27 protein-coding genes are annotated in these 24,081 nt (G+C 46.9%); 17 read left to right on the forward strand and 10 right to left on the reverse strand.

From position 1 onward, the window contains the following. Positions 1–38 precede the first annotated feature (38 nt). From queC to queF, 4 genes are read left to right on the forward strand one after another with little or no spacing between them, the layout of a single operon-like run. Entirely contained in the window at positions 39–695 is a 657-nt protein-coding gene (gene queC / locus AYO36_RS13275) for a 7-cyano-7-deazaguanine synthase QueC (protein ID WP_023469723.1), read from the forward strand. After that, positions 692–1,147 (forward strand): 6-carboxytetrahydropterin synthase QueD, encoded by a 456-nt coding sequence (gene queD / locus AYO36_RS13280; protein WP_023469724.1) that lies wholly within the window; start codon positions 692–694, stop codon positions 1,145–1,147. The genes queC and queD overlap by 4 nt, the downstream gene beginning before the upstream one ends. Next, entirely contained in the window at positions 1,144–1,860 is a 717-nt protein-coding gene (gene queE, locus AYO36_RS13285) for a 7-carboxy-7-deazaguanine synthase QueE (protein WP_023469725.1), read from the forward strand. Before queD ends, queE begins: the two co-directional genes overlap by 4 nt. A gap of 13 nt (positions 1,861–1,873) precedes the next feature. Continuing rightward, positions 1,874–2,362, forward strand: a complete 489-nt coding sequence (gene queF / locus AYO36_RS13290; protein ID WP_064300698.1) for a preQ(1) synthase — start codon at positions 1,874–1,876, stop codon at positions 2,360–2,362. A gap of 55 nt (positions 2,363–2,417) precedes the next feature. On the opposite strand, the gene AYO36_RS13295 is transcribed toward queF, so the two are convergent. After that, on the reverse strand, positions 2,418–2,699 hold the full coding sequence (locus tag AYO36_RS13295) for a helix-turn-helix domain-containing protein (protein ID WP_064300699.1): 282 nt from the start codon (positions 2,697–2,699) through the stop codon (positions 2,418–2,420). A 257-nt stretch (positions 2,700–2,956) separates the two neighbouring features. Here AYO36_RS13295 and AYO36_RS13300 point away from each other — a divergent pair, with 257 nt between their 5' ends. The 5 genes from AYO36_RS13300 to AYO36_RS13320 all read left to right on the forward strand — a co-directional run bounded on the left by AYO36_RS13300 (position 2,957) and on the right by AYO36_RS13320 (position 8,988). Beyond that, positions 2,957–4,624: a PTS transporter subunit IIBC gene (locus AYO36_RS13300; protein WP_023469728.1), complete on the forward strand. Its 1,668-nt coding sequence runs from the start codon at positions 2,957–2,959 to the stop codon at positions 4,622–4,624. Positions 4,625–4,710: 86 nt separating this feature from the next. Then, a complete protein-coding gene (locus AYO36_RS13305) occupies positions 4,711–5,514 on the forward strand; it encodes an endonuclease/exonuclease/phosphatase family protein (RefSeq protein WP_023469729.1) in 804 nt (267 codons plus the stop codon). 169 nt (positions 5,515–5,683) lie between these two features. Continuing rightward, the gene (locus AYO36_RS13310) at positions 5,684–7,096 is read left to right on the forward strand and encodes a sucrose-specific PTS transporter subunit IIBC (protein ID WP_023469730.1); all 1,413 of its coding nucleotides are present in this window, start codon (positions 5,684–5,686) and stop codon (positions 7,094–7,096) included. Positions 7,097–7,223: 127 nt separating this feature from the next. Beyond that, positions 7,224–8,066 carry a PRD domain-containing protein gene (locus AYO36_RS13315; RefSeq protein ID WP_231681717.1) on the forward strand — a complete coding sequence of 281 codons (843 nt, stop codon included), beginning with the start codon at positions 7,224–7,226 and terminating at the stop codon, positions 8,064–8,066. Further along, a complete protein-coding gene (locus AYO36_RS13320) occupies positions 8,053–8,988 on the forward strand; it encodes a carbohydrate kinase family protein (RefSeq protein WP_050677176.1) in 936 nt (311 codons plus the stop codon). The genes AYO36_RS13315 and AYO36_RS13320 overlap by 14 nt, the downstream gene beginning before the upstream one ends. Positions 8,989–9,094: 106 nt before the next feature. Here the strand turns inward: AYO36_RS13320 and AYO36_RS13325 are convergent, their stop codons facing one another. Beyond that, on the reverse strand, positions 9,095–9,790 hold the full coding sequence (locus AYO36_RS13325) for an alpha/beta hydrolase (protein ID WP_064300700.1): 696 nt from the start codon (positions 9,788–9,790) through the stop codon (positions 9,095–9,097). Between the two features lie 158 nt (positions 9,791–9,948). On the opposite strand from AYO36_RS13325, the gene AYO36_RS13330 reads away from it, so the two are divergent. Continuing rightward, positions 9,949–11,220 (forward strand): purine/pyrimidine permease, encoded by a 1,272-nt coding sequence (locus AYO36_RS13330; protein WP_064300701.1) that lies wholly within the window; start codon positions 9,949–9,951, stop codon positions 11,218–11,220. Positions 11,221–11,264: 44 nt separating this feature from the next. On the opposite strand, the gene AYO36_RS13335 is transcribed toward AYO36_RS13330, so the two are convergent. From AYO36_RS13335 to AYO36_RS13350, 4 genes are all read right to left on the reverse strand, one after another. Then, positions 11,265–12,758 carry a peptide MFS transporter gene (locus AYO36_RS13335; protein WP_047390672.1) on the reverse strand — a complete coding sequence of 498 codons (1,494 nt, stop codon included), beginning with the start codon at positions 12,756–12,758 and terminating at the stop codon, positions 11,265–11,267. A 239-nt stretch (positions 12,759–12,997) separates the two neighbouring features. Then, the gene (locus AYO36_RS13340; RefSeq protein WP_023469736.1) at positions 12,998–13,633 is read right to left on the reverse strand and encodes a Rossmann-fold NAD(P)-binding domain-containing protein; all 636 of its coding nucleotides are present in this window, start codon (positions 13,631–13,633) and stop codon (positions 12,998–13,000) included. Continuing rightward, a complete protein-coding gene (locus AYO36_RS13345; RefSeq protein WP_064300702.1) occupies positions 13,630–14,853 on the reverse strand; it encodes a glutathionylspermidine synthase family protein in 1,224 nt (407 codons plus the stop codon). Before AYO36_RS13345 ends, AYO36_RS13340 begins: the two co-directional genes overlap by 4 nt. Continuing rightward, positions 14,850–15,179 carry a hypothetical protein gene (locus AYO36_RS13350; RefSeq protein ID WP_035395686.1) on the reverse strand — a complete coding sequence of 110 codons (330 nt, stop codon included), beginning with the start codon at positions 15,177–15,179 and terminating at the stop codon, positions 14,850–14,852. Before AYO36_RS13350 ends, AYO36_RS13345 begins: the two co-directional genes overlap by 4 nt. 147 nt (positions 15,180–15,326) lie before the next feature. Between AYO36_RS13350 and AYO36_RS13355 the strand changes: the two genes are divergently transcribed. The 4 genes from AYO36_RS13355 (at position 15,327) to AYO36_RS13365 (ending at position 18,536) form a co-directional block, all read left to right on the forward strand. Next, positions 15,327–15,770, forward strand: a complete 444-nt coding sequence (locus AYO36_RS13355; RefSeq protein WP_058704372.1) for a hypothetical protein — start codon at positions 15,327–15,329, stop codon at positions 15,768–15,770. A gap of 86 nt (positions 15,771–15,856) precedes the next feature. Next, a complete protein-coding gene (locus AYO36_RS16945) occupies positions 15,857–16,030 on the forward strand; it encodes a hypothetical protein (protein WP_023469740.1) in 174 nt (57 codons plus the stop codon). A gap of 31 nt (positions 16,031–16,061) precedes the next feature. After that, complete coding sequence (locus AYO36_RS13360; RefSeq protein ID WP_023469741.1) at positions 16,062–17,618, forward strand: ABC-F family ATP-binding cassette domain-containing protein; 1,557 nt, start codon at positions 16,062–16,064, stop codon at positions 17,616–17,618. Positions 17,619–17,750: 132 nt separating this feature from the next. After that, a complete protein-coding gene (locus AYO36_RS13365) occupies positions 17,751–18,536 on the forward strand; it encodes an alpha/beta hydrolase family protein (RefSeq protein ID WP_064300703.1) in 786 nt (261 codons plus the stop codon). Between the two features lie 9 nt (positions 18,537–18,545). Here the strand turns inward: AYO36_RS13365 and AYO36_RS13370 are convergent, their stop codons facing one another. The 3 genes from AYO36_RS13370 to AYO36_RS13380 are packed head-to-tail and all read right to left on the reverse strand — an operon-like array spanning position 18,546 to position 20,322. Continuing rightward, positions 18,546–19,124, reverse strand: coding sequence for a ferric reductase-like transmembrane domain-containing protein (locus AYO36_RS13370; protein ID WP_064300704.1), 579 nt, complete (start codon positions 19,122–19,124; stop codon positions 18,546–18,548). Beyond that, on the reverse strand, positions 19,112–20,002 hold the full coding sequence (locus AYO36_RS13375) for an FAD:protein FMN transferase (RefSeq protein WP_064300705.1): 891 nt from the start codon (positions 20,000–20,002) through the stop codon (positions 19,112–19,114). Before AYO36_RS13375 ends, AYO36_RS13370 begins: the two co-directional genes overlap by 13 nt. 11 nt (positions 20,003–20,013) lie before the next feature. After that, a complete protein-coding gene (locus tag AYO36_RS13380; RefSeq protein ID WP_058704368.1) occupies positions 20,014–20,322 on the reverse strand; it encodes a hypothetical protein in 309 nt (102 codons plus the stop codon). Between the two features lie 100 nt (positions 20,323–20,422). On the opposite strand from AYO36_RS13380, the gene AYO36_RS13385 reads away from it, so the two are divergent. The 3 genes from AYO36_RS13385 (at position 20,423) to AYO36_RS13395 (ending at position 22,755) form a co-directional block, all read left to right on the forward strand. Beyond that, complete coding sequence (locus AYO36_RS13385) at positions 20,423–21,100, forward strand: response regulator transcription factor (protein WP_064300706.1); 678 nt, start codon at positions 20,423–20,425, stop codon at positions 21,098–21,100. Further along, complete coding sequence (locus tag AYO36_RS13390; protein ID WP_064300707.1) at positions 21,093–22,262, forward strand: sensor histidine kinase; 1,170 nt, start codon at positions 21,093–21,095, stop codon at positions 22,260–22,262. Before AYO36_RS13385 ends, AYO36_RS13390 begins: the two co-directional genes overlap by 8 nt. A gap of 79 nt (positions 22,263–22,341) precedes the next feature. Next, a complete protein-coding gene (locus AYO36_RS13395) occupies positions 22,342–22,755 on the forward strand; it encodes a DUF2231 domain-containing protein (protein ID WP_050677186.1) in 414 nt (137 codons plus the stop codon). A 66-nt stretch (positions 22,756–22,821) separates the two neighbouring features. On the opposite strand, the gene AYO36_RS13400 is transcribed toward AYO36_RS13395, so the two are convergent. Further along, positions 22,822–24,054: a DEAD/DEAH box helicase gene (locus AYO36_RS13400; RefSeq protein WP_023469749.1), complete on the reverse strand. Its 1,233-nt coding sequence runs from the start codon at positions 24,052–24,054 to the stop codon at positions 22,822–22,824. Positions 24,055–24,081: the final 27 nt, after the last annotated feature.

A 24,081-nucleotide genomic window follows, 5' to 3' on the forward strand; every position in this document is an offset into this window, starting at 1 on the left:
CTCCTCCGTTACAAAAACTAGGAATGGAAGTGTACATTATGAAAAACGAACGTGCTCTTGTCGTCTTTAGTGGCGGTCAAGACTCAACGACTTGTTTGTTTCAGGCATTGAAACAATACGAAGAAGTCGAAGTCGTGACGTTTAATTACGGACAACGTCATGCACAAGAACTCGAAGTCGCACGCGACATCGCCTCTGAGCTCGGTGTCAAACACCATGAGCTTGATCTCTCTCTTCTCAGTCAACTGACGAGTAACGCCTTGACTGACCACAGCCAAACCATCACGACGAATGAAGATGGTCTTCCTTCTACTTTCGTAGATGGACGAAATCACCTGTTTCTTTCGTTCGCAGCCGTCCTTGCGAAAGGACGCGGAATCCGTCATATCGTCACTGGCGTATGTGAAACGGACTTTTCCGGTTATCCTGACTGCCGTGATGCCTTCATCAAGTCACTCAACGTGACATTGAACCTTGCGATGGACTATCCATTCGTACTTCACACGCCACTCATGTGGCTCGACAAAAAAGAGACGTGGGCGCTTGCCGATTCGCTCGGTGCGTTTGATTTCGTTCGAAATCGCACGTTGACGTGTTACAACGGCGTCATTGGAGATGGTTGTGGCGAATGCCCGGCCTGTGAATTACGGAAAAATGGCTTAGATGCATACATCAAGGAGGTTCAACACACATGACATTCAATTACGAAGCACCTGAAACGGTCGAGCGCCCGACTGGCGACTCGCTTATCTATACGAAATCCCGCGTTATGATCGTAAAAAAATTAACGTTCGACGCAGCACACCACCTATATGATTATGATGGAAAATGCCGTGCCCTTCACGGTCATACGTACCATGTCGATATGGGGATCAGTGGTTTTCTGGATCACCGCGGTATGACACTCGATTTTGGTGATCTCAAAAAAATCTTCAAAACACATCTCGAACCACTATTGGATCACCGCTACCTGAATGAATCGTTACCATACATGAATACGACAGCTGAAAACATGGCAGCCTGGATTTTCGAGACGCTCGGACAACACCTTCCGGATGAGCGTGGACTTCGTGTCGAATTCGTTAAGCTCTATGAGACACCGACTGCTTTTGCTGAAGTCCGTCGTGAGTGGATGAACGAAGCATGAGTGCCTTAACAAAAACACCAAAAATTCCGGTTCTCGAGATTTTCGGACCAACATTTCAAGGAGAAGGACGATCGATTGGTCAAAAGACGATGTTCGTCCGGACCGGTGGTTGCGATTACTCTTGTTCGTGGTGTGATTCCGCCTTCACATGGGATGGTTCTGAAAAACCCGAACTCTTGACGGCAGAGACGATCATAGAACGCCTTGATGCACTCGGCTCTTACGGACATGTCACGATTTCTGGTGGGAACCCGTTACTTCATGCATCAATCGGCACATTGGTTGCGGCATTAAAAGAACGAAATATCACGATGTCTGTCGAAACCCAAGGCTCCTACTGGCAAAATTGGTTGCTTGATATCGATGACGTCACACTTAGTCCTAAACCACCTTCAAGTGGGATGAAGATTGATTTCGATCGCTTGGATGTCTTTTTTAAACGTTTACCGGAACAACAGCGTGCTGTTAAAATCGTCATCTTTAATGAGGAAGACCTCGACTTCGCAGCGATGATTTCAGAACGATATGCGCTAAAGACACTTTATCTATCGCTCGGTAATCCTGATCCGCATGAAGAAGGAACGATCGCTCCACGCATGCTACACGATTTAAAAACACTTTGGGAACGCGTCGCCCGTGATGAACGCTTCAATCATGCGCGCGTCCTACCACAACTACACGCCCTCGTTTTCGCGAACGATCGTGGCGTCTAAGGAGAAATGATTCATGCGACCTGAAGATTTAAACGACTTATCGTTACTCGGCCAAAAAGCCGTTCCATACATTTTTGAATACCAACCCGAAGTACTCGAAGCATTCCCGAACCGTCACCCGGAAAATGATTACTTCGTGAAATTCAATGCACCAGAATTTACGAGTCTTTGCCCGATCACGAATCAACCGGACTTCGCGACGATTTACATCTCGTACATCCCGGACGAAAAACTCGTCGAATCAAAATCACTGAAGTTGTACTTGTTCAGCTTCCGTAACCACGGTGATTTTCATGAGAACTGCATCAACGTTATCGGAAAGGATCTCGTGAACTTGATGGAACCTCGCTATCTTGAAGTATGGGGCAAATTCACGCCACGCGGTGGAATTTCAATTGATCCGTACTACAATTATGGGAAGCCTGGTACAAAATACGAACAAATGGCAGAGCACCGTTTATTCAATCACGATCTCTATCCTGAAACGATTGATAATCGTTAAGACGACTAAAAGAGGAACAAGGGGATTTCCCCTTGTTCCTCTTTTTTGATGCTCATCAACTAGATGGAAGGTCGATCAAGGACGGGCTATCATGCTGACGGATGACCTCAGGTGGCCAGATATGCCGAATTAAGTGATCCGAAGGGACATGTAAGACACGGGCCAGTCGCTCAATCATTGAAAATGAGGGATGGGCAATGCTACTTTCAATACGCTGGATCATCTCAGGTGTCGTCTCAGTTAACGCTGCTAATGTATTTTGATCTAACTGATGACGTTCTCGTAATGTACGAATCCGCTGTCCGTACTGTCCGATCGGTTGAATCCCTTCTTTCATCCGCTTCAAACATCCTTTCTTCTTTTAAAACTAAACAACGTTCACTGTAGTCTTATTCCCACTTTTTTAAAATCTGAATACCTTTCCGAACTATCAATTTCTAATCAAAATAAAATTTCAAATATTTTTCTTGTAAAACACTAGCTTTTTAAAAAGTTATCGCTTACAATTCTATATGCAAACGGTTGCATTAATCGCTTACATTATTGCACTGTTCTTACACACATATTAGAGAAAAAGAGATACAAAAGGAGTGAATGATCTTGAAAAATGCTATTTCGTTCGATTTTTGGCAAAAACTCGGTAAAGCCTTGATGGTCGTCATCGCGGTTATGCCTGCTGCAGGAATCATGATCTCGGTCGGGAAACTGATCGGCATGTATGGAGGCGATATCGCGTTAATGCAAACGATTGCTCGAATCGTTGAAGATTTAGGTTGGGCTATCATTACGAACCTTCATGTCTTATTCGCCGTCGCGATTGGTGGGTCATGGGCAAAAGAACGTGCTGGTGGTGCGTTCGCAGCGTTACTCGCCTTCATTTTGATCAACCGTGTCACAGGAGCTATCTTCGGTGTCAACGCTGACATGATCGCGGACCCAAAAGCAACGGTCGATTCATTACTTGGTTCTGAGCTCATCGTAAAAGATTATTTCACTTCAGTTTTAGGGGCACCTGCTCTCAACATGGGAGTATTCGTCGGAATCATCTCTGGTTTCCTTGGTGCCGTTCTCTTTAATAAATTTTATAACTTCAGTAAATTGCCAGATGCGCTTGCATTCTTCAACGGAAAACGTTTTGTACCATTCGTCGTCATTGGTGGATCAGTCGTTGCAGCATTCGCCTTATCACTCGTTTGGCCGTTCGTTCAAGGCTTATTGAATGACTTCGGTCGCTGGATTGCCTCTTCACGTGATTCTGCACCGATCATTGCACCGTTCGTATACGGTACACTCGAGCGTCTATTACTTCCGTTCGGTCTTCATCACATGTTGACTGTCCCGATGAACTACACGGAACTCGGTGGAACGTACAAAATCCTGACAGGTGCTGCTCAAGGATCGACGGTTGCTGGTCAAGATCCGCTTTGGTTAGCTTGGATCACTGACCTCGTTAATTTAAAACAAGCCGGTAACACACAAGGATACAATGACTTAATCAACAGTGTCGTTCCTGCTCGTTTTAAAGAAGGACAAGTCGTCACATCACTTGCTTCATTGATCGGTATCGCTGTCGCAATGTACATGTCAGTTGATGAAGATAAGAAGAAAGCATACAAACCTGTCTTCTTATCTGCTGGACTTGCAGTTTTCTTGACAGGTGTCACGGAGCCAATCGAATTCATGTTCATGTTCATCGCTCCTGTTCTTTACGTCATCTATGCTGTGCTCACGGGTGTTGCTTTCGCACTAGCAGATGTCATGCATCTTCGGATTCACGCATTCGGTGCGATCGAACTCTTGACGCGGATTCCATTGATTGCAAAAGCTGGATTAATTGGTGATTTAATTCGTTTCATCGGTGTCTGTGTGTTCTTCTTCTTCTTGAACTTCTTCACGTTCCGTTTCGTCATCAAGAAGTTCAACTATGCGACACCAGGTCGTAACGGGAACTATCTTGACGATATCAACGTATCTACAACTGAAGCTTCAGGTGAGGCTGCTGCGACATCAGCTCCTGCCGACGGTTCGCAAGCTTCACAAATCATCGATTTGCTTGGTGGACAGCAAAACATCGAGGACGTCGATGCCTGCATGACGCGTCTTCGTGTCACTGTCAAAGATCCAGCGCTTGTTGCAAAAGAAGCAGACTGGAAAGCAAACGGTGCACTTGGTCTGATCCTTAAGAACAATGGCGTGCAAGCCATCTACGGTCCAAAAGCCGATATCTTAAAATCAGATATCCAAGACCGGATCGGCGCATAAACCTGCGAGATTAGGGAACTACCTAAAGGTGAAGCTCTTTTATAAGAGTTTCACCTTTCTTATTTGAAAAATCAGGAGGACCACTCATGCGTCTACTCACACTAAACTGTCATTCGTGGCAGGAAGAACAGCCACTCGAAAAATTAAACCAGATCGTTCAACAAATTCTCGCTCAAGATTATGATGTCGTCGCACTGCAAGAAGTGAGTCAATTGATGGATACACCCATCGTCTATGATGATGTGCGTAACGATAACTTTGCCTATTTGATCCAGCAAGCGTTAAAAGAACAAGGTCAAACCTACTCCCTCGTCTGGGATTTTGCTCATATCGGCTATGATAAGTATGAAGAAGGACTCGCTCTTTTGACGAAACACCCAATCTTAAAATCGGACAGTTATTATGTCAGCCGCAGTCAAGATACATTCGATTGGAAATCGCGAAAAATCGTCCGTGCGACGATCCAAGTCGACGGTACACCGATTACGTTCAATACATGCCATCTTGGCTGGTGGGCAGATGAAGTCGAACCGTTCCAGGAACAATTCAATCATTTGATGGCCCGGATGGATCCACTCGAATGGACATTTTTCCTCGGTGATTTCAACAACGATGCCTTAGAACGAAATACAGGTTATGACTATATGATGCAACGAGGATTACACGACGTCTTCCTGCTAGCTAAGGAAACGGTCGGAATTGAGACGATCAATGGCAACATCGATGGATGGGAAGACAATCAACAAGGATTGCGGATCGATCTCGTCTTATCGAATCGGAAAATTGACGTCGAACGCGTCGGAGTCGTATTCGATGGGATTCACGGTCCCGTCGTTTCCGATCACTACGGTGTTGAGGTCGATATTCAGATTCAAAAAAATGAACATTAAGTATTGACAACGCTTTCTTTTCTCCTTTAAGATGAAATCAAATCAATAGTGCGGATTGTGACAGTACGGCTGGCAAGACCGAAATGACACCTCGTTAGGAGAGGTGTTGTTCGGTCTTGCCTTTTTTTGTCTCATTCAGCACGTTTCATGAAAAAGGAGGACTTTTCCGATGGATTATCAACAAACTGCTAAACGTGTGCTCGAACTCGTCGGTGGACGCGAGAACATCATCACTGCTGCTCATTGCGCGACGCGTTTACGTCTTGTCTTGCATGATGAATCAAAGGTCGATCAAGCAGCACTTGAAGACTTAGATGGTGTCAGCGGCGCCTTCTCAAGTTCTGGTCAATACCAAATCATCTTTGGAACCGGTACCGTCAACAAGGTATTTGCTGCGTTTGCACCACTTGCCGGTGTAAAGGTCGATGGAGAAGAACCACTCGACGTTAAAAAGGCTGCATCGCAAAAATTAAATCCGTTCGCCCGTCTTGCCCGCTCGCTCTCGAACGTCTTCGTTCCACTCATTCCGGCAATCGTCGCAGCCGGTCTCTTGATGGGATTACTCGGTATGATCAAGGCCTTCGGTTGGGTTGACGGTGATTCACCGATCGTCCAACTACTGGATATGTTCTCGTCTTCTGCCTTCATCATCCTACCGATCCTGATCGGTTTCTCGGCAGCCCGTGAATTCGGTGCGAACCCGTACCTCGGTGCCGTCATCGGGGGGATCATGACACACCCGTCCCTCTTAAACCCTTGGACGCTCGGTAATAGTGATCCGGAAGTCATGAAGTTCCTCGGAATGAACATCGAGTTGATCGGTTATCAAGGAACGGTCTTCCCGGTTCTCTTAACCGTTTGGGTCATGGCAAAGATTGAACAACAAGTCCGGAAACGGACACCCGAAACGCTTGACTTACTCGTGACACCGTTCGTTACGGTTCTCGTCACTGGATTCCTGGCATTGATCGTCATTGGTCCGATCGGAACGTTACTCGGAAAAGGCATTTCATTCGTACTCGTCTTCTTCTATGAACAGTTCTCAGTCGTCGCCGGTCTTCTCTTCGGTGGACTTTATTCGACAATCGTCATCACAGGGATGCACCATAGTTTCCATGCTATTGAAGCAGGATTACTTGCTGATAAGAGTATCGGAAAGAACTTCCTCTTACCGATTTGGTCGATGGCGAATGTCGCTCAAGGTGGTGCCGGACTTGCCGTTTACTTCTTGACGAAGAACGTTAAACTCAAAGCACTCGCCCTACCGTCTGCGTTCTCAGCATTTCTCGGAATCACAGAACCCGTCATCTACGGTGTCAACTTACGTCTTGGAAAACCATTCATCGGTGGTGCCATTGGTGGTGCGATCGGTGGCGGTTATGTCGTCTTGACACAAGTCGCTGCGAACGCTTATGGATTAACTGGAATTCCGATGATTGCGATCGTCGCGCCACTCGGTGCGTCAAACTTGATCAACTATCTCGTCGGGTTCGCCATTGCAGTCGTCACTGCTTTCATCTCGACTGTCGTCTTGATGCGTCTCGATGCACGGAAACAAAAAGAAACGGACGTTGCTGCTTAATCCTTCATGCGACCAAACCGAGTCCTCGGGCTCGGTGGTCGCATTTGTCGGTTCGCAAAGCGCTGAAGTTCGCTTTATAATAAAAGAAAAGATCGGAAAGGAGGACGTCAGGCTGATTATTCATAAGATCCTCAATAACAACGCTGTTGTCGTCAAAGAAAATGGACAGGAACGCATCGTCATGGGACCAGGCATTGCTTTTGGAAAAAAGAAAAAAGATCCGATTCAAGCGACGAAGATCGAAAAAATGTTCATCCCTTCATTTGAAAATGCAGAACAGTTCAAAGAGATTCTGACAACGACACCACTTGAGATCATTGATTTATCGGAACGCATCATCTCACATGCAGAAGGTGAGCTCCAAACGCCGTTTCATGACTATATTCACGTCAGTCTGACGGACCACCTTGCTCATGCCGTACGATTAGCACGTGAACAACTCGTCGTGCATAATCGATTGGCAGAAGAGATTCGCCTTTTGTATGGACCGGAGTATGCGATTGGAGAATGGGCAGTTCTTGAGATCGAGCGTGCCTTACAGGTCACGCTACCGAAAGAAGAAGCTGCGAACATCGCGCTTCACTTATACAATGCACGCCAAACGCATCCGAATATGGCCACTGCGTTGCAGACGGTTACGTTACTCAATGAACTACGTGAACAGATCGAAGTCTTTTTTGGACAAACGATCGAGACCTCATCGATGACGTATTATCGTTTCTTTACGCACATGAAATTGGTCCTCGCCCGGATTGAACAAGGAGAAACCTTACACGACATGGATGATGTGATTTTATCTGCCGTCAAAACACGTTATGCTGAGGCTTATGCCTGTGCGAGTCAAATGGGCAATTGGTTGACTGTCGAACTCGATACACGTGTACCTGAATCAGAAATCGGCTATATGGCTTTACACATCGAACGGATTCGTCCGGATCTTGAAAGGAGTTCTACGTATGAAAATCTTTAGTTTAGGGGAAGCATTGATTGATTTGATTCCTCTTGATGCTGAAAACATGACGTTTCAAAAAAATCCTGGAGGTGCTCCTGCCAATGTCTCTGTCGGACTCGCTCGATTAGGCGCTGATAGTTATTTTCTTGGAGCTGTCGGTGATGATTCGATGGGACACTTCTTGAAAGATACGTTACATCATTATGGTGTTCGTACCGATCATCTCGTCCACGATTCGACGCAAAAAACAGGACTTGTGCTCGTTACGAACGGTCAGGATGGAGAGCGGTCGTTCGAGTTCATCAACGCGGAGCGCGCTGATATGCAATTCCACGAAACACATGTACCGGAGGATTTCACGTCCGTCGATTTATTACACATCGGTTCGATCTCTTTGATCACTGGAGAATCCGTCAACGCGACACGAAAAGCCATCGCACGTGCAAAAGCGCACCAAGTACCAGTCTCTTACGATCCGAACTTACGAGAGTCGCTATGGCCGAATCTTGACGAAGCGCGGACGACGATCCGGTCTGTCCTACCGGATGCACAAATCGTCAAACTTGCTGAGGAAGAATTGACGTTTCTAACTGGACAAACGAATCTTGATGACGGGGCTGCTGAATTGTTAGCTGAATATCCGATTCGTCTTCTTGCCATCACGCGAGGAAGTGAAGGATCGATTCTCTATACGGATCGTGCGATGGCTGTCATCGATGCGATTACGGTCGACGCAATCGATACGACAGGAGCTGGAGATGCCTTCATGTCCGGTTTACTCTACCAGTGCGCGTTACGCGATTTTTCGTTTGATTGGTCTGAAGATGAACTTCGCGACATCGGTCGATTCGCAGCGATTTCAGGCGGACTTGCTGCTTCCGTCAAAGGAGCGATGGCTGCTTTGCCAACGCTCGACGAAGTCGCTCATCGCTTGAATTGAATCGATGACTCAGTAGAAATAAGGATGGAGAGATTCTGGACCCAGTGCCAGAATCTCTCCATCCTTTTCATTTGATTGATGAGTCGTTTATTCACTAGAGAATTGATTAAGGTGTATCGATAAATCGTTTGATTTCATCTAACGACTCGTCCTGTTGTTCTTTTGGCGTTAATGGGCTGCTGTTATCCCCTTTTTGTCGACCGTACATACCAAAGTTCGCATGGTTCCCTTGCTTGATTTCATGGAATACGGCATCTTTTCGAACGTCCTGTTTACTTTTTTCGATATCAGCGACTGGTAAGACACCATCTCGTCCACCATAAATCGTCAACGAGGGCACATCAATCGAATCAATCGGATAGGACGCGAGGAAAACGATTCCTTTAATTTTCGGATGTTGTTCGACGATCGTCGAAGCTGCGCTTCCACCGAGCGAATGCCCGATCAGATACCACTTTTTGACCTGTGGATACTCCTCGATGACATCGAGTCCTTCGCTTGAGTCAAGCAACGCAATCCGAAACGGTAGCTTCGGGATGACGACGAAGTGCCCGTCTTTCGCTAGTTGCTTGCCGTAATAACTGTAGGCCGCTGCATCGACTTTTGCCCCTTGATAAAAGATGAATCCGACGTCACTCGTCTTTTTTCCAAATGTCACTTCACGTGGTGTAGCTGTCTCCACGTAAGATATCGCTTGGGGAGATGCATCATAATCGAACTGCGCCCAGATCATGAATGCAAATACGAGCAGTGCCAACAGCGCAGCAATCGTTCCAATGATTCTTATACTCCATTTTTTCATTTCATTCCCTCCCGTTACCGTTATACCCCATATTATGTGTTAAATCACATATGAAAACAAATATTAGAATTTTCAGTCATTGTAAGCATCCCTATCGCTTTTTCATGAATTGGTTTAAGATGAAACCAATATTGTTTTTTCGAAAGGAGATTCACGTTTTGCCGCGTACCCTTGTGTCTACGATTCAATGGTTTTTATTCATCATCTGTACTAACATTGCCCCGCCCCTTGCCATCGCAGCATCGTTTGAACTCTCGGGTGCCGAGACGCTTTCCTTCTTATCTCGTTGTCTATTCGTATTTGCCATCTTAAGTCTCTTTCAAGTCCTGCTCGGACACCGTCTACCGATCATGGAAGGTCCTGCTGGAATTTGGTGGGGTGTATTTGCCCTCTATTCGTCGATTGGTGTCACATTGTACGGCAGTTATTCAAACACTTTACAGTCGCTTGGATTCTTACTCCTACTCAGCGGTATCATCTGTATCGTCTTGACGATGACGGGTGTATTACGGCGCTTAGTCCCTCTTTTTACACCGCAAGTCATCGGTGTCTACATGCTACTACTGTCGGCACAACTGTCCGGATCCGTCATGAAAGGATTGCTCAATATCGAGGATGGACGAATTCAAGTATTACCTGCCGTCATCTCGATTCTGACGGTCTTGATCTCGCTTTATTTAGAACGAAGTGATCGCTTACGCCAGTACGCTTTATTAATCACGCTACTCGTCGGTTGGAGCATGTTTGCATTGATCGGTCGTGCCGAGATGCCAAGTTTCGATGGTCCACTGTTCACTTTACCGAGTTTATTGCCGTTCGGCGGTATTCATGTCGACTGGAGCTTATTACCGACAGCTCTCATCATCTCGTTGTTGTTAATGACGAACGTCTTAGCGAACATCAAGGTCATCGAACGGATCATCAGTGCCAAGCGTGGTGAAACCGTCAAAGGACAAGTCGGAACAGCTGGTATCACGGCTGGTATCGGACAACTCTTCGCTGGTCTGTTCGGTACGGTGGGTCCTGTCGCCATTTCCGGAACGGCTGGGTTCATTGCTTCAACAGATAACACGGACCGCAAAGCGTTCGTCTATGCGAATATCACCTGTCTCTTCCTCAGTATCGTGACACCATTCGTCGGATTGATCGCTAAAATCCCCGTCGCTGTCGGTTATGCGATGGTCGCACCGATCGTTGCCGGAATGGCAATCATCGGCGTCACGGAAGCAGCCCGCGACTTGAATCGTCAAACGGCGATGATCACGGTCGGTCTCCCGGTCCTTGTCGGCATCGGTGCGTTGTTACTACCAAAAGGAGCAACGGCCGATTTACCGCCACTCGTGACGACCCTGATTTCAAACGGTCTCGTCCTCGGAACATTGGTCGCCTTGCTCGCAGAAGGGTTACGCCATATCCGGACGAATGATTAATAAAAAGACGCTTTCTCGATCGAGAAAGCGTCTTTTTTCATGCATCAGCGAATACCGCGCATGTATTTTTGAAGTTTTGGTGCGAAAGCGAACAAAAGTAATCCGAAGATGACGGCAACGATACCCGTGATACCGAAGTACAAAATCTCCGTGTCATTCGTGTAGTATTTAACGATTTGTGCGTTGACCGCTTGTCCCGTTGCGTTCGTCAAGAACCACAGACTCATCGTTTGCGCTGAGAAGGCAGCCGGCGCCAGTTTTGTCGTTGCCGATAGACCGACTGGTGACAAGAAGAGCTCACCGATGACGACGAGGAAGAAGCTCAGTGCAAGCCAGAGTGGACTAACTGACGTCTCCACACCGAACAGGATACCTGGTAGTGTCATGACGATGAACGAAAGTCCAGCGAACAGAAGACCAAACGAGAACTTTTGCATCGTCGTTGGTTGACGGTCACCGAGTTTGACCCAGAAGCTCGCAAACACAGGTGCTAGCACAATGATGAAGAGCGGATTCAACGATTGGAAGAATGCCGGTTGAATCTCGAATCCTAAGAATGAAAGGTTCGTCCGTTCACTTGCGAAGATTGAGAGGACGTATGAACCTTGTTCTTGGATTGCCCAGAAAATCGCTGCTGCGATGAACAACGGAATATACGCAATCAAACGTGAGCGCTCATCATCCGTGATCTTTGGACTACGAAGCATGACTGTGAAGTAAGCGATCGGAATCAAGATCCCGAGAATCGTGACCATTAAAGTAAAACGAGAAATCGTCAACAGTCCTGTCATCGATGCAACGACACCGAGTACAGCAATCACTACGACAACGATTGATGCGATCGTGATGAAACGTTTTTTCTCGTCCCCTTTTAATGGGTTCAAGACGTACGTACCCGCTTGACCAAGGTTTTTCTTTTTCGTCAAGACGAAGACGACAAGTCCTGCGAACATCCCGATGGCAGCGAGTGCGAAACCAGCGTGATATCCACCGCGGTCAGCCACTTCACCAACGACGAGTGGTGAGAGGAATGCACCAGCGTTGATCCCCATGTAGAAGATACTAAAACCAGCATCGCGGCGGTTATCCGTCTTGCTGTACAAATCACCGACGATATTCGATACGTTCGGTTTCAAGAAACCAGTACCGATAACGATAAGTCCCATCGAGATGAAGAGGGCTGTAATGCCTGCTGGTAAAGCAAGGACGATATGCCCTAGCATGATCAAGATACCACCATAGAAGACGGTGCGTGACGTACCGAGTAAACGGTCAGCTACCCATCCCCCAATGATCCCTGACATGTAGACGAGCGAACCATAAACGGCCATGATTGACGCAGCTGTCGTCTTATCGATACCTAGACCACCGTTGGCAACTGAATCGTACATGTAGAAGATAAGGATGGCACGCATGCCATAGTAGGAGAAACGCTCCCAAAACTCAGTGAAGAAGAGGGTGAACAACCCTTTCGGATTCCCGAAGAATCCTTTTTGCGGAACGGTCTTATAGACCTGATCGCGATCAAACTCTGCCATATGATCGGCTCCTTTCATCAATCCTAAATAAGTGCATAATCCATCATCTTTTCCCGCTTTCCCCAAACGATAAGCGTGACGAAACAGATAGGATACGAATACACTGTTTTGCCTGAATTGTCTCACTTCTTTTTTTATATATGAGACAGCACTTTACCATTCAACCGCAAATCATTTGACGAGTCAAATATTATTTACGTTACAAGAATAACAAAAAGAGCAGTCGACTACTCGACTGCTCAGGATTGCATCTGTTTCGATTCGATGATTGTAATTCCAGGCGGTGCATGTAACGTTTCACGGATCATCGCCGCAGCGACTTGACCAGCTTCGATCGGAGCAATGGCGCTCCGCTTCAACAAGGGGCGTAAAACTGTCGAAATTTTCGCAGCCGCTTGTTCGCCTAAGCGGAATTCATCTCGATCCCCTAGCAACAATGATGGTCTAAAAATCAATAACGCGTCATATCCGAGTACACGTAATCCGTTTTCCGTGTCCCCTTTTACGCGATTGTAGAAGGTTTTCGCATTCGGATGGGCACCGAGCGCCGAAATCAAGGCAAATCGTGTCGCCCCGAGGTCTAACAATTCACGACCAAGTTCAATCGGATATGTGTAGTCAACCTGACGAAATGCCTCTTGCGATCCTGCTTGTTTGATCGTCGTGCCCAGTGCACAATAGACATGGTCGACGACAGGTAGTTCAATTTCTGTCACACGATCAAAATCAATCACCCATTCTTCCAATTTCGGATGAAAACGGCGCATCGGGCGGCGCACGAGAACATGTACCTCGCTATACGCATCTTCTGCCAACAAACGATCGACGAGTTCTTGTCCGACTAGACCAGATGCTCCTAAAATTGCTGCTCTCATACGTTTCTCCCTCCTTCATGCTGTCGACCAATTGGTACGAAATAGGAACGGTTTCCAGTAATCCGTTCTCCGGCACGTACACCAATCGCACTTGGTCTTCCTCCTAAAATAAAGACACCATACATATACGCGACTTCTCCCTCTTCCTGAAGTGAGTACGTCGGTAATTCTTGATACGCTTGATAAACAGCCGGTTGATCACGAAACGTATCCTGTTCATTCTTCAGCATGATATGTCCTTGTCCATCATGGACCGTCACGGTATCTCCTTCACGCCCGAAGATTGGTTTTTTAACGAATGATCGCTGGCTTGAAATGAATGGATCAGCGGATAAGTACGTCGGTAAAAAGTAACGCGTAATCGTCATATGGTCCGTTTCGCTCAAGTACGGATGATTGGCTTCATGCAACATCCAGATCAATGCAAGAACCGACTTAGCTTGCATTAAAAAGGCAGACGGCGGATTGATGATTTCGAGTCGCCCTGTCTCGACGAGTTGCAGGAGTAATTGTCCTAAATTTCTTCCGTCTTCATCCCGGTCAAGTAAGGCCATCTCAATCGGAAAGGTTTGACGATATAAGATATCGATTCTTTTACCTGCCTCATCGTACAGACCTTCTTCCGGACGAATCTCTAATGCATGAAGTGGACAATAGGTCGCATCACTCCAAAACGACTGCAAATACTCAGCCGTCAATCGATCCTCGATGTGGTCACCATGTGAGGTGAAGACGACATGCGGATGCTGTTTCGTCCGATGTATCGCGGCTTCGATCGCACGACGGACAGTTGCCTTCAGCCATTTGTTTTCCCCATCGTTGACCCGTTCAAAACCTTGTTTTTCCGCTACGACATCATTGACTTCAAATACTTCTTTAATGAAAGTCGGCGTATCCGCGTTCCATTCCATGAGTGAGATACGATCTGCCGTCGCAATGAAATCAAAGCGTCCGATGACGGTCAACGGTCGCATCGTCTCGAGTCGCAAAAAAGCGAGACTTTCAACTGGAAAGCCCAGCTCGAGCAGTGCCTCATCATCCATCGATCGAAGAATCGGAAGTACTTTTTCAAATATCTTGTAAACTTCTTGCGCCGCGATATGCAGTTGGTCGATTCGTTCGTCCGAGATGGGCATGATTTCCGTCACAGCGTACGGTTCCCCGTCTAGCACATCCCAAAAACGATCGATGTCTCCGTAAAAGGTTTGTCGTCTATTCATCCGCCGAAAAAGCCGGAAGATGAGCCTGTTCCGAATCCCTTTGTCTTCGTGTTATAACTCTTTACTTCTTTTGATTTCGGCGTATACCCTTTTGTTCGCATCGCACTATGCATCAAGGCACGTGATGCGAAATAACTACCGCCCCAGTAATAGTATCCTGAATGGGTTGATGAACTATCATCACAGTACCAAACGCCTTCATCATTATCATACTCATAGTCATCACAATCCGGATCATCTGGTCGTTCCGCTCGTGCATCATCCGATCCACACCCACTTAGTGTCGTTCCGATCAACAGTGTTGCAGCTAGTGTCGCTTGTTTCATCCAATTCACCGTCTCAGTCCCCTTTCCTTTTACTCTCGTTATGGATAGTATACGCTTTTTTGGAGAGAAAAGTTTCTTTGTTCTGTCGGAACTTTTTTTCCTTCAATGTGGTAATAGTATCTATAGAACGAAAAGGAGGATTTACGCATGTCACTTGCCTACTACGTTGAAGAAAATGGTGAATTCCATCCGATCTATCAATATGATCGTTATGCGATCGAACCGGAAGAGATCATTGCCCACCAACTCTGCGAATTTCATATCATCGAAGGACATCAATACGAGCTTCGTTCCAATGAGATGGCAGGTGAATATGATCAATTGATCGTCGACCACATTAAAGCATCACCACGTGCGACAGAAGAACGCGTTTATCCACCGCATCAAATTCATATCGAGTTCAGACAGTATTTATCTGACAGCGCGCAACCGCTCTTAAAGACATCAACGGTTCCGAATCACGTCCAAGCGATGCGTTTTTTGATCAAGGACAAGATCGAAGTCGAAGGACACGGTGTGTTTGAGCGTGACAGCTGTGAAATCGATATCGACCGGAATTGTTACGTCGTCTATCTTGCCGATACACTTTGAGATGTAAAATCAGGTCTCTTCATTTCCAAGAGACGTTTTTTTTGGCATACTAGAAAGTAAGAACGAATCAATCGAGGTGAACGAACATGAGTGAACAACCAAAAAAACTATCATTGCAAGAGGCAATGATTGAACGCTTGAAAGCAAAAAAACAAGCGCAAACAAAACGTCCGACTGGCTTACAAGGAACACAAACGAAACAATTGACGAGCCAACAGACGAAAAAAGCAAACAACCAGAAAAAACGGACAGGCGTCTAAGTCACAGGAATTCATGAAATAAGGAGTAATTATGAGTATTTTAACGGTATCTAACTTAAGTCACGGATTCGGTGACCGCGCCATTTTCGAAAATGTCTCCTTCCGCCTGTTAAAAGGCGAGCACATCGGTCTCGTCGGTGCGAACGGTGAAGGAAAATCGACGTTCATGAACATCATTACGTCGCAACTTGAGCCGGATGAAGGAAAAGTCGAATGGGCGAAGCATGTACGCGTTGGTTATTTGGATCAGCACGCTGTCCTTGAAAAAGGATTAACCATCCGCGATGCACTTAAAGGTGCATTCCAGTACATGTTCGACATCGAACAGGAAATCAATGATTTGTACGGTAAAATGGGCGAAGTCGAGCCAGAGGAACTGGAAAAAATGCTCGAAGAAGTCGGCGTCTTGCAGGACATTCTGACGAATAACGACTTCTATACGATCGATGCAAAAGTCGAAGAAATCGCGCGCGGTCTTGGGCTCGATGAGATCGGACTCGACCGGGATGTACAAGAGCTCAGTGGTGGACAGCGGACGAAAATCCTGCTCGCCAAACTCCTTCTTGAAAAACCGGACATTCTCTTACTTGATGAGCCGACCAACTATCTCGATGTCCAGCATATCGAATGGTTGAAACGCTACTTGAATGAATATGAGAATGCGTTCATCTTGATTTCGCACGATATTCCATTCCTCAATAGCGTCATCAACTTGATTTATCATATGGAAAATCAAGAATTGAATCGTTATGTCGGTGATTACGACAACTTCGTTACGATCCATGAAGCGAAGAAAAAGCAACTCGAGTCTGCGTTCAAGCGTCAACAGCAGGAAATCTCTGAGTTGAAGGACTTCGTTGCCCGGAACAAGGCACGTGTCTCGACACGGAACATGGCGATGTCACGTCAGAAGAAGCTCGATAAGATGGATGTCATCGAACTTGCGCAAGAGCGTCCAAAACCAGAGTTCCACTTCCTCCAAGCACGGACACCAAGTAAATTGATGTTCGAAGCAAAAGGTCTCGTCATCGGATACGATGAGCCACTTTCGCGCCCTCTTGATCTGACGATCGAACGTGGGCAGAAGATTGCGTTGCACGGTGCGAACGGAATCGGGAAATCGACGTTGCTCAAGAGTTTGCTCGGTGAAATTCCAGCTGTCTCGGGTGTCGTTGAGCGAGGCGAGAACTTGCATATCGGGTACTTCGAACAAGAAGTTAAAGAGAAGAACTCGAATACGTGTATCGAAGAGATTTGGAATACGTTCCCGTCTCTGACACAACAACAAGTCCGTGCCATGCTAGCGAAGTGTGGTTTGATGACGAAACACATCGAATCGAAAATCGAAGTGCTCAGCGGTGGGGAAAAAGCGAAAGTCCGTCTTTGTAAATTGATGAATACGGAATCGAACATCCTCGTACTCGATGAGCCGACGAACCACTTGGACGTCGAAGCCAAAGAAGAATTAAAACGTGCGTTACAAGAGTACAAAGGAACAGTCCTGTTGATCTCACACGAACCAGAATTCTATGAAGCTGTTGCGACAGACTTATGGAACTGTGAATCATGGACGACAAAAGTATTCTAAGCTACATCATACAAAAGATGGGATGCCCAGAAGGGTATCCCATCTTTTTAGTTCACACACTTAATCATTGCATGATCGTGCATCTTCACGCACACTAAGACTTAGAAAATGATTATGAAGGAGCGTGTTTTTTTGGAAACGATCACGAAAAAGGCAACACTATCCTATCTCCATGTTCCAAGCGGTGGTTCAGAACAATTGATTGCCCGTCTCTATTCACCTGAACATACAGCGGATGCTCCACTGATTGTCCTCTTCCACGGATTTCCCGGGAAACAGTTGAACATGGACTGGGCAGTTCAACTTCAAAGTGCAGGGTACCATGTACTCGTCACGTCGTATCGTGGAACGATCGGCAGTCCTGGAACCTTTCGATTCCAACATGTTTTGGAAGACGCGACCGCGACACTACAGCATGTCTGCTCAGAGCCTTTCACTGCCGAACATGGAATCAAGGCGGATCAGATTACCGTCGTTGGTCATAGCATGGGTGGCTTCGCCGGTCTGCATGCTTTTGCTGAGACACCAGCGGCTGCACATTATGTCGGAATCTCTCCGTTTAATTTTGGTCTCGTCGGTCAGCTCGTCCTCGAACATCCGGAATACGAAGCTGCGCTACACGGTGTACTCGAACGAGGAGCTGGTTTCCTAAATGGTGCCGTTGCTGACGCGTTACTCGATGAGTTGAAGCACCATCATACGACTTGGAACTTACTGACGCTAAAAGAACGTCTAGCCGATCGCTCGATGTTGCTTATGACGTCAGAACGGGACGAAACATCGATCAAAGCACTCCATCATGACTTATTGCTATCCGGCAGTCCGTTCGAGGAAGCGATTGTCGATAGTGATCACAACTATATCGAGAATCGGGACGCTGCCTTTAACGAGTGGACGTCTTGGCTCGCCCGACAATAAAAAGAGCGCTCAGCGTACGACTGAGCGCTCTTTTGCTGAAGTTCGAGTCCGTTGCACAGGACGAATTCGCATCCGGTATAGGACGAGCGTAAACATCGTCAGTGTTGAGATAGCGTACCAAATCGTCGTGAACAGGGTTCCGGTATCCGTACCGATGAAAAGACCATGTGCCGTCATTAATAGCCAAGCAGGTAAGACAAGCCAGTGCGTCAATTTCCAAAGCGTCTTGCCTAGCGTCTCCTTTAAGAAATCTGATGTCACGAGAACGAATCCGAATAAGTAGAGACTAATCGTTCCTAGCGCATTCCAGAGTGGTTCATAAGAAGCTTGGCCCGGAATCAGGACTTCAAAGATCGTCAGTGGTGCGTATGAATCGACGATGATGAGCGTCGCATGAAGGACGATTGCGAGCAACCCTGCCCAGCCACTATATAAATGCACGTGATGCAGTCGTGCTTTTTGTTTTTTGAATGCCGGGTAGGAACCGAGCAATCCCGCTAAGACAGAAATCGTCATGAAGAAGTGCCCACTTAATCCACTCAACCGGATCATCGTCCATGTTGAGAACAACCATTTCATCCAGTCCATGTCTCACTCACTCCTTTCTGTTCACTTCGCCATTCCCCAGCAGTATCCAAAATCAATAATCGTCCTTTTGGAAACCAACGAAACAGCTTTTCTTGACGTTCTGTCTCTGTCATCTGAAAGGCAAGTTTCGTCATGACTTCCGCTTCATAGAGTTGTGGCGCAGATGCGGTTACTTGAAGAATCGGACTTTTCGTCGGACGTCCTGTTCGTCCATCCAACAAATGATGATGCGTCTGTCCGTCCGTCTTCCACGATCGATAGACACGGTTCGATGTCGCGACCGCGCCTTGTCGCAACTGCACATCAGCGACGCGTTGTTCGGTCTCGGGATGCGTGATCGTGATATTCCATGGTTCCTCATCGGACCAGACGATGACGTCGCCTCCCGCTTCAATCAATCCACGATTCCAGCTTTTTCGTAGTCGTTGCGCTGCAATCATCGCGGCAGCTCCTTTTCCGATGCCACCTAGGTCGATAAAACCGCCTCCGACTCGAGTCACGTCACATCCTTCAATGATGAACGGGGCGATTTCTGGTGGAGCAACCTCTTCATAAGCGACAGCTTGTGTGAAAGGAAATGATTGCCGATAGCCATTGGCTTGTTGTTGCGCCAGCAGGAATGGGGAAAAATAACGTTCGGTCTGCTCGAAATATCGTGTAGCGCGGGCAAGCAAGCGGGCTAACGGTAAGGACACCGATAACGTGTCGCCGATCCGTAAGCGATTCAATCGACTGACTTCACTTTGCTCATCAAAGCGTGACCACTGCCGATCCACATAATGAAAGAATCGGACAAGTTCCTCCCATTCTGCTTCATCGATCGGCTGATCCGTTACGAACCGCACCTGATTATGCATCGCATACAATTGTCGCTCCATCTTCCTCCTCCTTACCTCGAATGGCTAGACTGCCCGTCACTCGATCCACCGGGTTGACTGAAGCCAGATGATTCATCACCTTGCCATTGATCATCATCGTCTTCTTCGTAATATCCATCATCCCCTTCGTATTCGCCTTCATCATCGCTATATTGATTCCCTTGAGATGGTAATGTCGTATCGTTCGAATACGTATCGCCTGTCGAAACAGGTGTCGTCGAGGAATCGTTCGAACTGACACTCAACTGACCAATGGCGAGTCCGATGAAGACGGAACTACTAAGCCCGACAAGCCATTTCGCAAATGGTTTGGGTTTCATCTGTTTCCTCTCCCTTCTTGTTACGTTTACTGTATCGAAAAAAACTGACAACTAACTGACGGCAACTATGGGATAATGAGAAAAAAGAGGAGCGATGTGCATGCGCGTTTTGGTAGCAGAAGATGATCAGCGTCTTGCAAAGATGTTACGCCTCCATTTGGAGCGGGCAGGATATCAGGTAGATGTTGCGCAGGATGGAGTGGAAGCGCTCCTCCAATGTCAGACGTATCGCTATGACTTACTCGTTCTCGATTGGATGATGCCTCGTAAGAGCGGAATCGAAGTCGCCGCTACCTTACGCCAAGAACAGTTCGAAGGCGGCATCTTGATGTTGACTGCTCGTGATACGGAAATCGATCTCGTTCATGGTCTCGATAGTGGAGCCGATGACTATCTCGTTAAACCGTTTCAATCGAATGAATTACTGGCACGACTGCGCGCGCTCAGTCGTCGTCAACAAAAGGCATTCGTGTCGACGGTCTCCTTCAACGGACTAGTACTCGATCTATCGTCACAAACAATTTCCTATGAACATCATCCGATTGATTTAACACGACGTGAATTTGAATTCCTTTCCTTACTGTTAAGACGACCTGAACAGGTCATGAGTCGTGAATTAATCATCGAAGTCGTGTGGGGGATCGGTGCGGATATTACGGATAACGCGCTCGATGCGCTCGTCCGACTCGTTCGGAAAAAATTAGATGCGGTCGGTGCTCCTAATTTGATCCGGACAGTTCGCGGGTTCGGTTATCGTTTAGGTGATCCGCATGCTTGAATCGATTCGAAAACGACTGACCTTGTTATTCAGTGGTTCGTTTTTTCTTGTACTAGTCCTCATCCTGATTGGTGTGTATGTCACGAACGCTCAATTGCTGAATCGAATGGAATTGAATCAATTGAAGGGCGTATCTGATCGAGATATCTTCGAACGGATCGAACACGGGGAAGATCAATTCATCCGAAATCCGATCTACTTCCAGTTACTCGACGGTTCAGGAAACGAACGCTATGCAAGTTTGCCGCCTGGCGTCGAGATGAAAACACTGCGCCGTTTTTTAAGCTCGAATGATACGACGAAACAAGTGGAGTGGGATGATCGACACTTCTTGCTGTATCAACGAAGTACCGAAGAAGGACGACTACTGCTAATGAAGGACATCTCTCCGACCGAAGATACCTTGCAGCGATTGATTGCCGTTCTTGCGGGGATTGGCGTTCTCGCAACGATCGTTCTGACGCTAGTCGGATACATCCTTGCTGGTCGAGCCGTCATTCCGGTGCAACAAGCATTTGATCGCCAACGTCGTTTTACATCCGATGCTTCACATGAACTACGGACACCTCTGACAATCGTCTATAGCGGGATTGAATTGCTAGAAGCGGAATCACTTTCGAATGAAGGACGCACGATTCTAGAGGATATCAAAGCAGAAACGGCAGGGATGCAGTATTTAGTCTCTGATTTACTATTGCTTGCGCGAGAAGGACAACCTTCACCGAAACAGGAAGTTGACCTTAGTTCACTCGTTCAAAAGACCGTCGAACGTTTTCAGCATGCCTACTCGGATCGCGTCATTCACGCTTCGATTGCTTCTGACTTACGCATGAAAGGAGACGCCCATCAATTGAATCGCTTATTGACGGTCTTTCTTGAAAATGCTCTTGTCTACAGCGATGAAGCCATTAATGTCTCCCTCGAAGAAACTGCTACAGAACGCCAGTTGACGATACAGGACCGTGGAATCGGTATCGCTTCCGATCAACAAACTAAAATATTCGAGCGTTTTTACCGGGGTGACCATTCGCGTCACGGAACAGGAACCGGTCTTGGGCTATCGATTGCTCAATCCATTGTGGAGCAACATGGTGGAACGATTTCCATTGATTCCACATTAGGTGAAGGCACACGGTTCATCATTCATTTCCCAACTCTTTAAAACGGTGTCAGTTAACTGTCAGATAAGCAGGGTAAAGTGAAATTATGCTTTACCATACTTATCCAAGGAGGTCTTTGATATGTTGGGGAACGTACCGCTTCATCCACTTCTTGTTCATGCACCGATTGCACTTTTATTATTTGCGACGATCTTATTACTCGTCAGTCTGAAATGGACGCAATTCAAACTGTTTGCCCTTTTTACGTTAGTCGTCGGTCTGATTTCCGGAGTCGCTGCCTATTTGTCTGGAGACGGAGCAGAAGAGTATGCGGAAGCGAACTTAAGCAGTGTTACTCATGCTGCTATCGAAAATCATGAACATTTCGCGTTGTTCAGTCTTGTTGCCTTTGGTGTCTCGCTGTTATTTCTGTTATTGGGTTACCGCTCAAACAAAAAAATGTTTTTGTTACTTAGTTTCGTTGTTGCGATCGTCGGTAGCGGGTTGCTTGCTTATACCGGTCATCTCGGTGGTCAGATGGTCTACGCCAAATGATACAAGAGCCGGTCTATTTTCTCTTTTTATGAGAGAAGTAGACCGGCTCTTGTATCTTGTTTCTGTTTATTTACGATGTGCACGTCCCGGGCGACGGTTATTCGAACGACGCGTGTTTCCGCGTCCTTCTGTCGTCTTCCGTGATCCTTTGCTTTGGTCGTGCTGTGCGCGAATCGCTTCTTCAGATAATTCGACGACGATTGGCGTGACCGAGATGTTCAATTCCCGCTCCATATCACGGAACGTCCGACCATCTTTCGGTGTCACGATCGAAACAGCAATGCCGTCGTTCCCGGCACGTCCTGTCCGACCGATCCGGTGAACATAACTTTCCGCATCGTCTGGTAAATCGTAGTTAAAGACGTGTGTCACACCTGTCACATCGAGTCCACGCGAAGCAACATCTGTTGCGATCAGGAATTGTGTTTTTCCTTGATAGAACTTCGCCATCGCCTTTTCTCGTTTCCCTTGCGTCAACCCACCATGCAATTCATCCGTCGGATACCCTTGCATCTGCATTTCTTCATTCAATTTACTGACGCGACGTTGCGTACGGCAGAAGATGATTGCTGCGTACGGACGCATCTCGTCAAGCATCGTCCGCAGTGTCGCTTGCTTGCGGCGATCCGTCGTCTCGACGACGAACTGTTCGATCGCTTCAACAGTGATGCTTTCCGCTTCCACCTGTACTTCGACTGGATTACGCAAATACGTTTTCGCCAGTTCCTCTACTTTCGGTGGCATCGTTGCGGATAACATGACGAATTGACGATCAACCGGTGCTGCTTCAATGATGTCTTCGATTTCTGGCAAGAAACCGATTTGCAGCATTTGATCTGCTTCATCTAAGACAAGCGTCCGTAATTCACTTAAATCAAGTGTGCCGCGACCGACATGATCGAGAATCCGTCCTGGTGTCCCAATGATGATTTGTGGCATCCGACCGAGTCGTTGAATCTGTTTAAAGACGTCTTGTCCACCGTATACAGCGAGTGCACGGTACTGTTCCGTGTTCCGAATCAGTTTATGCGTCTCATCGGCAATTTGACGCGCAAGTTCACGTGTTGGTGCAACAATCAATGCTTGAACCGTTTGTGATTCGACATCGATTTGCTCAAGGATTGGTAAGAGAAACGCTAACGTCTTCCCTGTTCCCGTTTGCGCCTGCCCAATCAAGTCGCGTCCGTCGAGTAATGACGGAATCGCTTGTTCTTGAATCGGTGTTGGCTCCTTGATGCCTTGTTTTTGTAATTTTTTTATCCACAGATCGCTGATGTGTAATGTTTCAAATGTTGACATGATATATCCTCCTAAAAATTATCCACA

The sequence above is a fragment of the Exiguobacterium sp. KKBO11 genome (assembly GCF_001644945.1).
Lineage (GTDB): Bacteria > Bacillota > Bacilli > Exiguobacteriales > Exiguobacteriaceae > Exiguobacterium_A > Exiguobacterium_A abrahamii.

Excerpts from the sequence above, each read along its gene's own strand:
- queC (WP_023469723.1), top strand. The coding sequence starts at position 39 with ATGAAAAACGAACGTGCTCTTGTCGTCTTTAGTGGCGGTCAAGACTCA.
- queD (WP_023469724.1), top strand. The coding sequence starts at position 692 with ATGACATTCAATTACGAAGCACCTGAAACGGTCGAGCGCCCGACTGGC.
- queE (WP_023469725.1), top strand. The coding sequence starts at position 1,144 with ATGAGTGCCTTAACAAAAACACCAAAAATTCCGGTTCTCGAGATTTTC.
- queF (WP_064300698.1), top strand. The coding sequence starts at position 1,874 with ATGCGACCTGAAGATTTAAACGACTTATCGTTACTCGGCCAAAAAGCC.
- AYO36_RS13295 (WP_064300699.1), bottom strand. The coding sequence starts at position 2,699 with ATGAAAGAAGGGATTCAACCGATCGGACAGTACGGACAGCGGATTCGT.
- AYO36_RS13300 (WP_023469728.1), top strand. The coding sequence starts at position 2,957 with ATGATCTTGAAAAATGCTATTTCGTTCGATTTTTGGCAAAAACTCGGT.
- AYO36_RS13305 (WP_023469729.1), top strand. The coding sequence starts at position 4,711 with ATGCGTCTACTCACACTAAACTGTCATTCGTGGCAGGAAGAACAGCCA.
- AYO36_RS13310 (WP_023469730.1), top strand. The coding sequence starts at position 5,684 with ATGGATTATCAACAAACTGCTAAACGTGTGCTCGAACTCGTCGGTGGA.
- AYO36_RS13320 (WP_050677176.1), top strand. The coding sequence starts at position 8,053 with ATGAAAATCTTTAGTTTAGGGGAAGCATTGATTGATTTGATTCCTCTT.
- AYO36_RS13325 (WP_064300700.1), bottom strand. The coding sequence starts at position 9,790 with ATGAAAAAATGGAGTATAAGAATCATTGGAACGATTGCTGCGCTGTTG.
- AYO36_RS13335 (WP_047390672.1), bottom strand. The coding sequence starts at position 12,758 with ATGGCAGAGTTTGATCGCGATCAGGTCTATAAGACCGTTCCGCAAAAA.
- AYO36_RS13340 (WP_023469736.1), bottom strand. The coding sequence starts at position 13,633 with ATGAGAGCAGCAATTTTAGGAGCATCTGGTCTAGTCGGACAAGAACTC.
- AYO36_RS13345 (WP_064300702.1), bottom strand. The coding sequence starts at position 14,853 with ATGAATAGACGACAAACCTTTTACGGAGACATCGATCGTTTTTGGGAT.
- AYO36_RS13350 (WP_035395686.1), bottom strand. The coding sequence starts at position 15,179 with ATGAAACAAGCGACACTAGCTGCAACACTGTTGATCGGAACGACACTA.
- AYO36_RS13355 (WP_058704372.1), top strand. The coding sequence starts at position 15,327 with ATGTCACTTGCCTACTACGTTGAAGAAAATGGTGAATTCCATCCGATC.
- AYO36_RS16945 (WP_023469740.1), top strand. The coding sequence starts at position 15,857 with ATGAGTGAACAACCAAAAAAACTATCATTGCAAGAGGCAATGATTGAA.
- AYO36_RS13360 (WP_023469741.1), top strand. The coding sequence starts at position 16,062 with ATGAGTATTTTAACGGTATCTAACTTAAGTCACGGATTCGGTGACCGC.
- AYO36_RS13370 (WP_064300704.1), bottom strand. The coding sequence starts at position 19,124 with ATGGACTGGATGAAATGGTTGTTCTCAACATGGACGATGATCCGGTTG.
- AYO36_RS13375 (WP_064300705.1), bottom strand. The coding sequence starts at position 20,002 with ATGGAGCGACAATTGTATGCGATGCATAATCAGGTGCGGTTCGTAACG.
- AYO36_RS13380 (WP_058704368.1), bottom strand. The coding sequence starts at position 20,322 with ATGAAACCCAAACCATTTGCGAAATGGCTTGTCGGGCTTAGTAGTTCC.
- AYO36_RS13385 (WP_064300706.1), top strand. The coding sequence starts at position 20,423 with ATGCGCGTTTTGGTAGCAGAAGATGATCAGCGTCTTGCAAAGATGTTA.
- AYO36_RS13390 (WP_064300707.1), top strand. The coding sequence starts at position 21,093 with ATGCTTGAATCGATTCGAAAACGACTGACCTTGTTATTCAGTGGTTCG.
- AYO36_RS13395 (WP_050677186.1), top strand. The coding sequence starts at position 22,342 with ATGTTGGGGAACGTACCGCTTCATCCACTTCTTGTTCATGCACCGATT.
- AYO36_RS13400 (WP_023469749.1), bottom strand. The coding sequence starts at position 24,054 with ATGTCAACATTTGAAACATTACACATCAGCGATCTGTGGATAAAAAAA.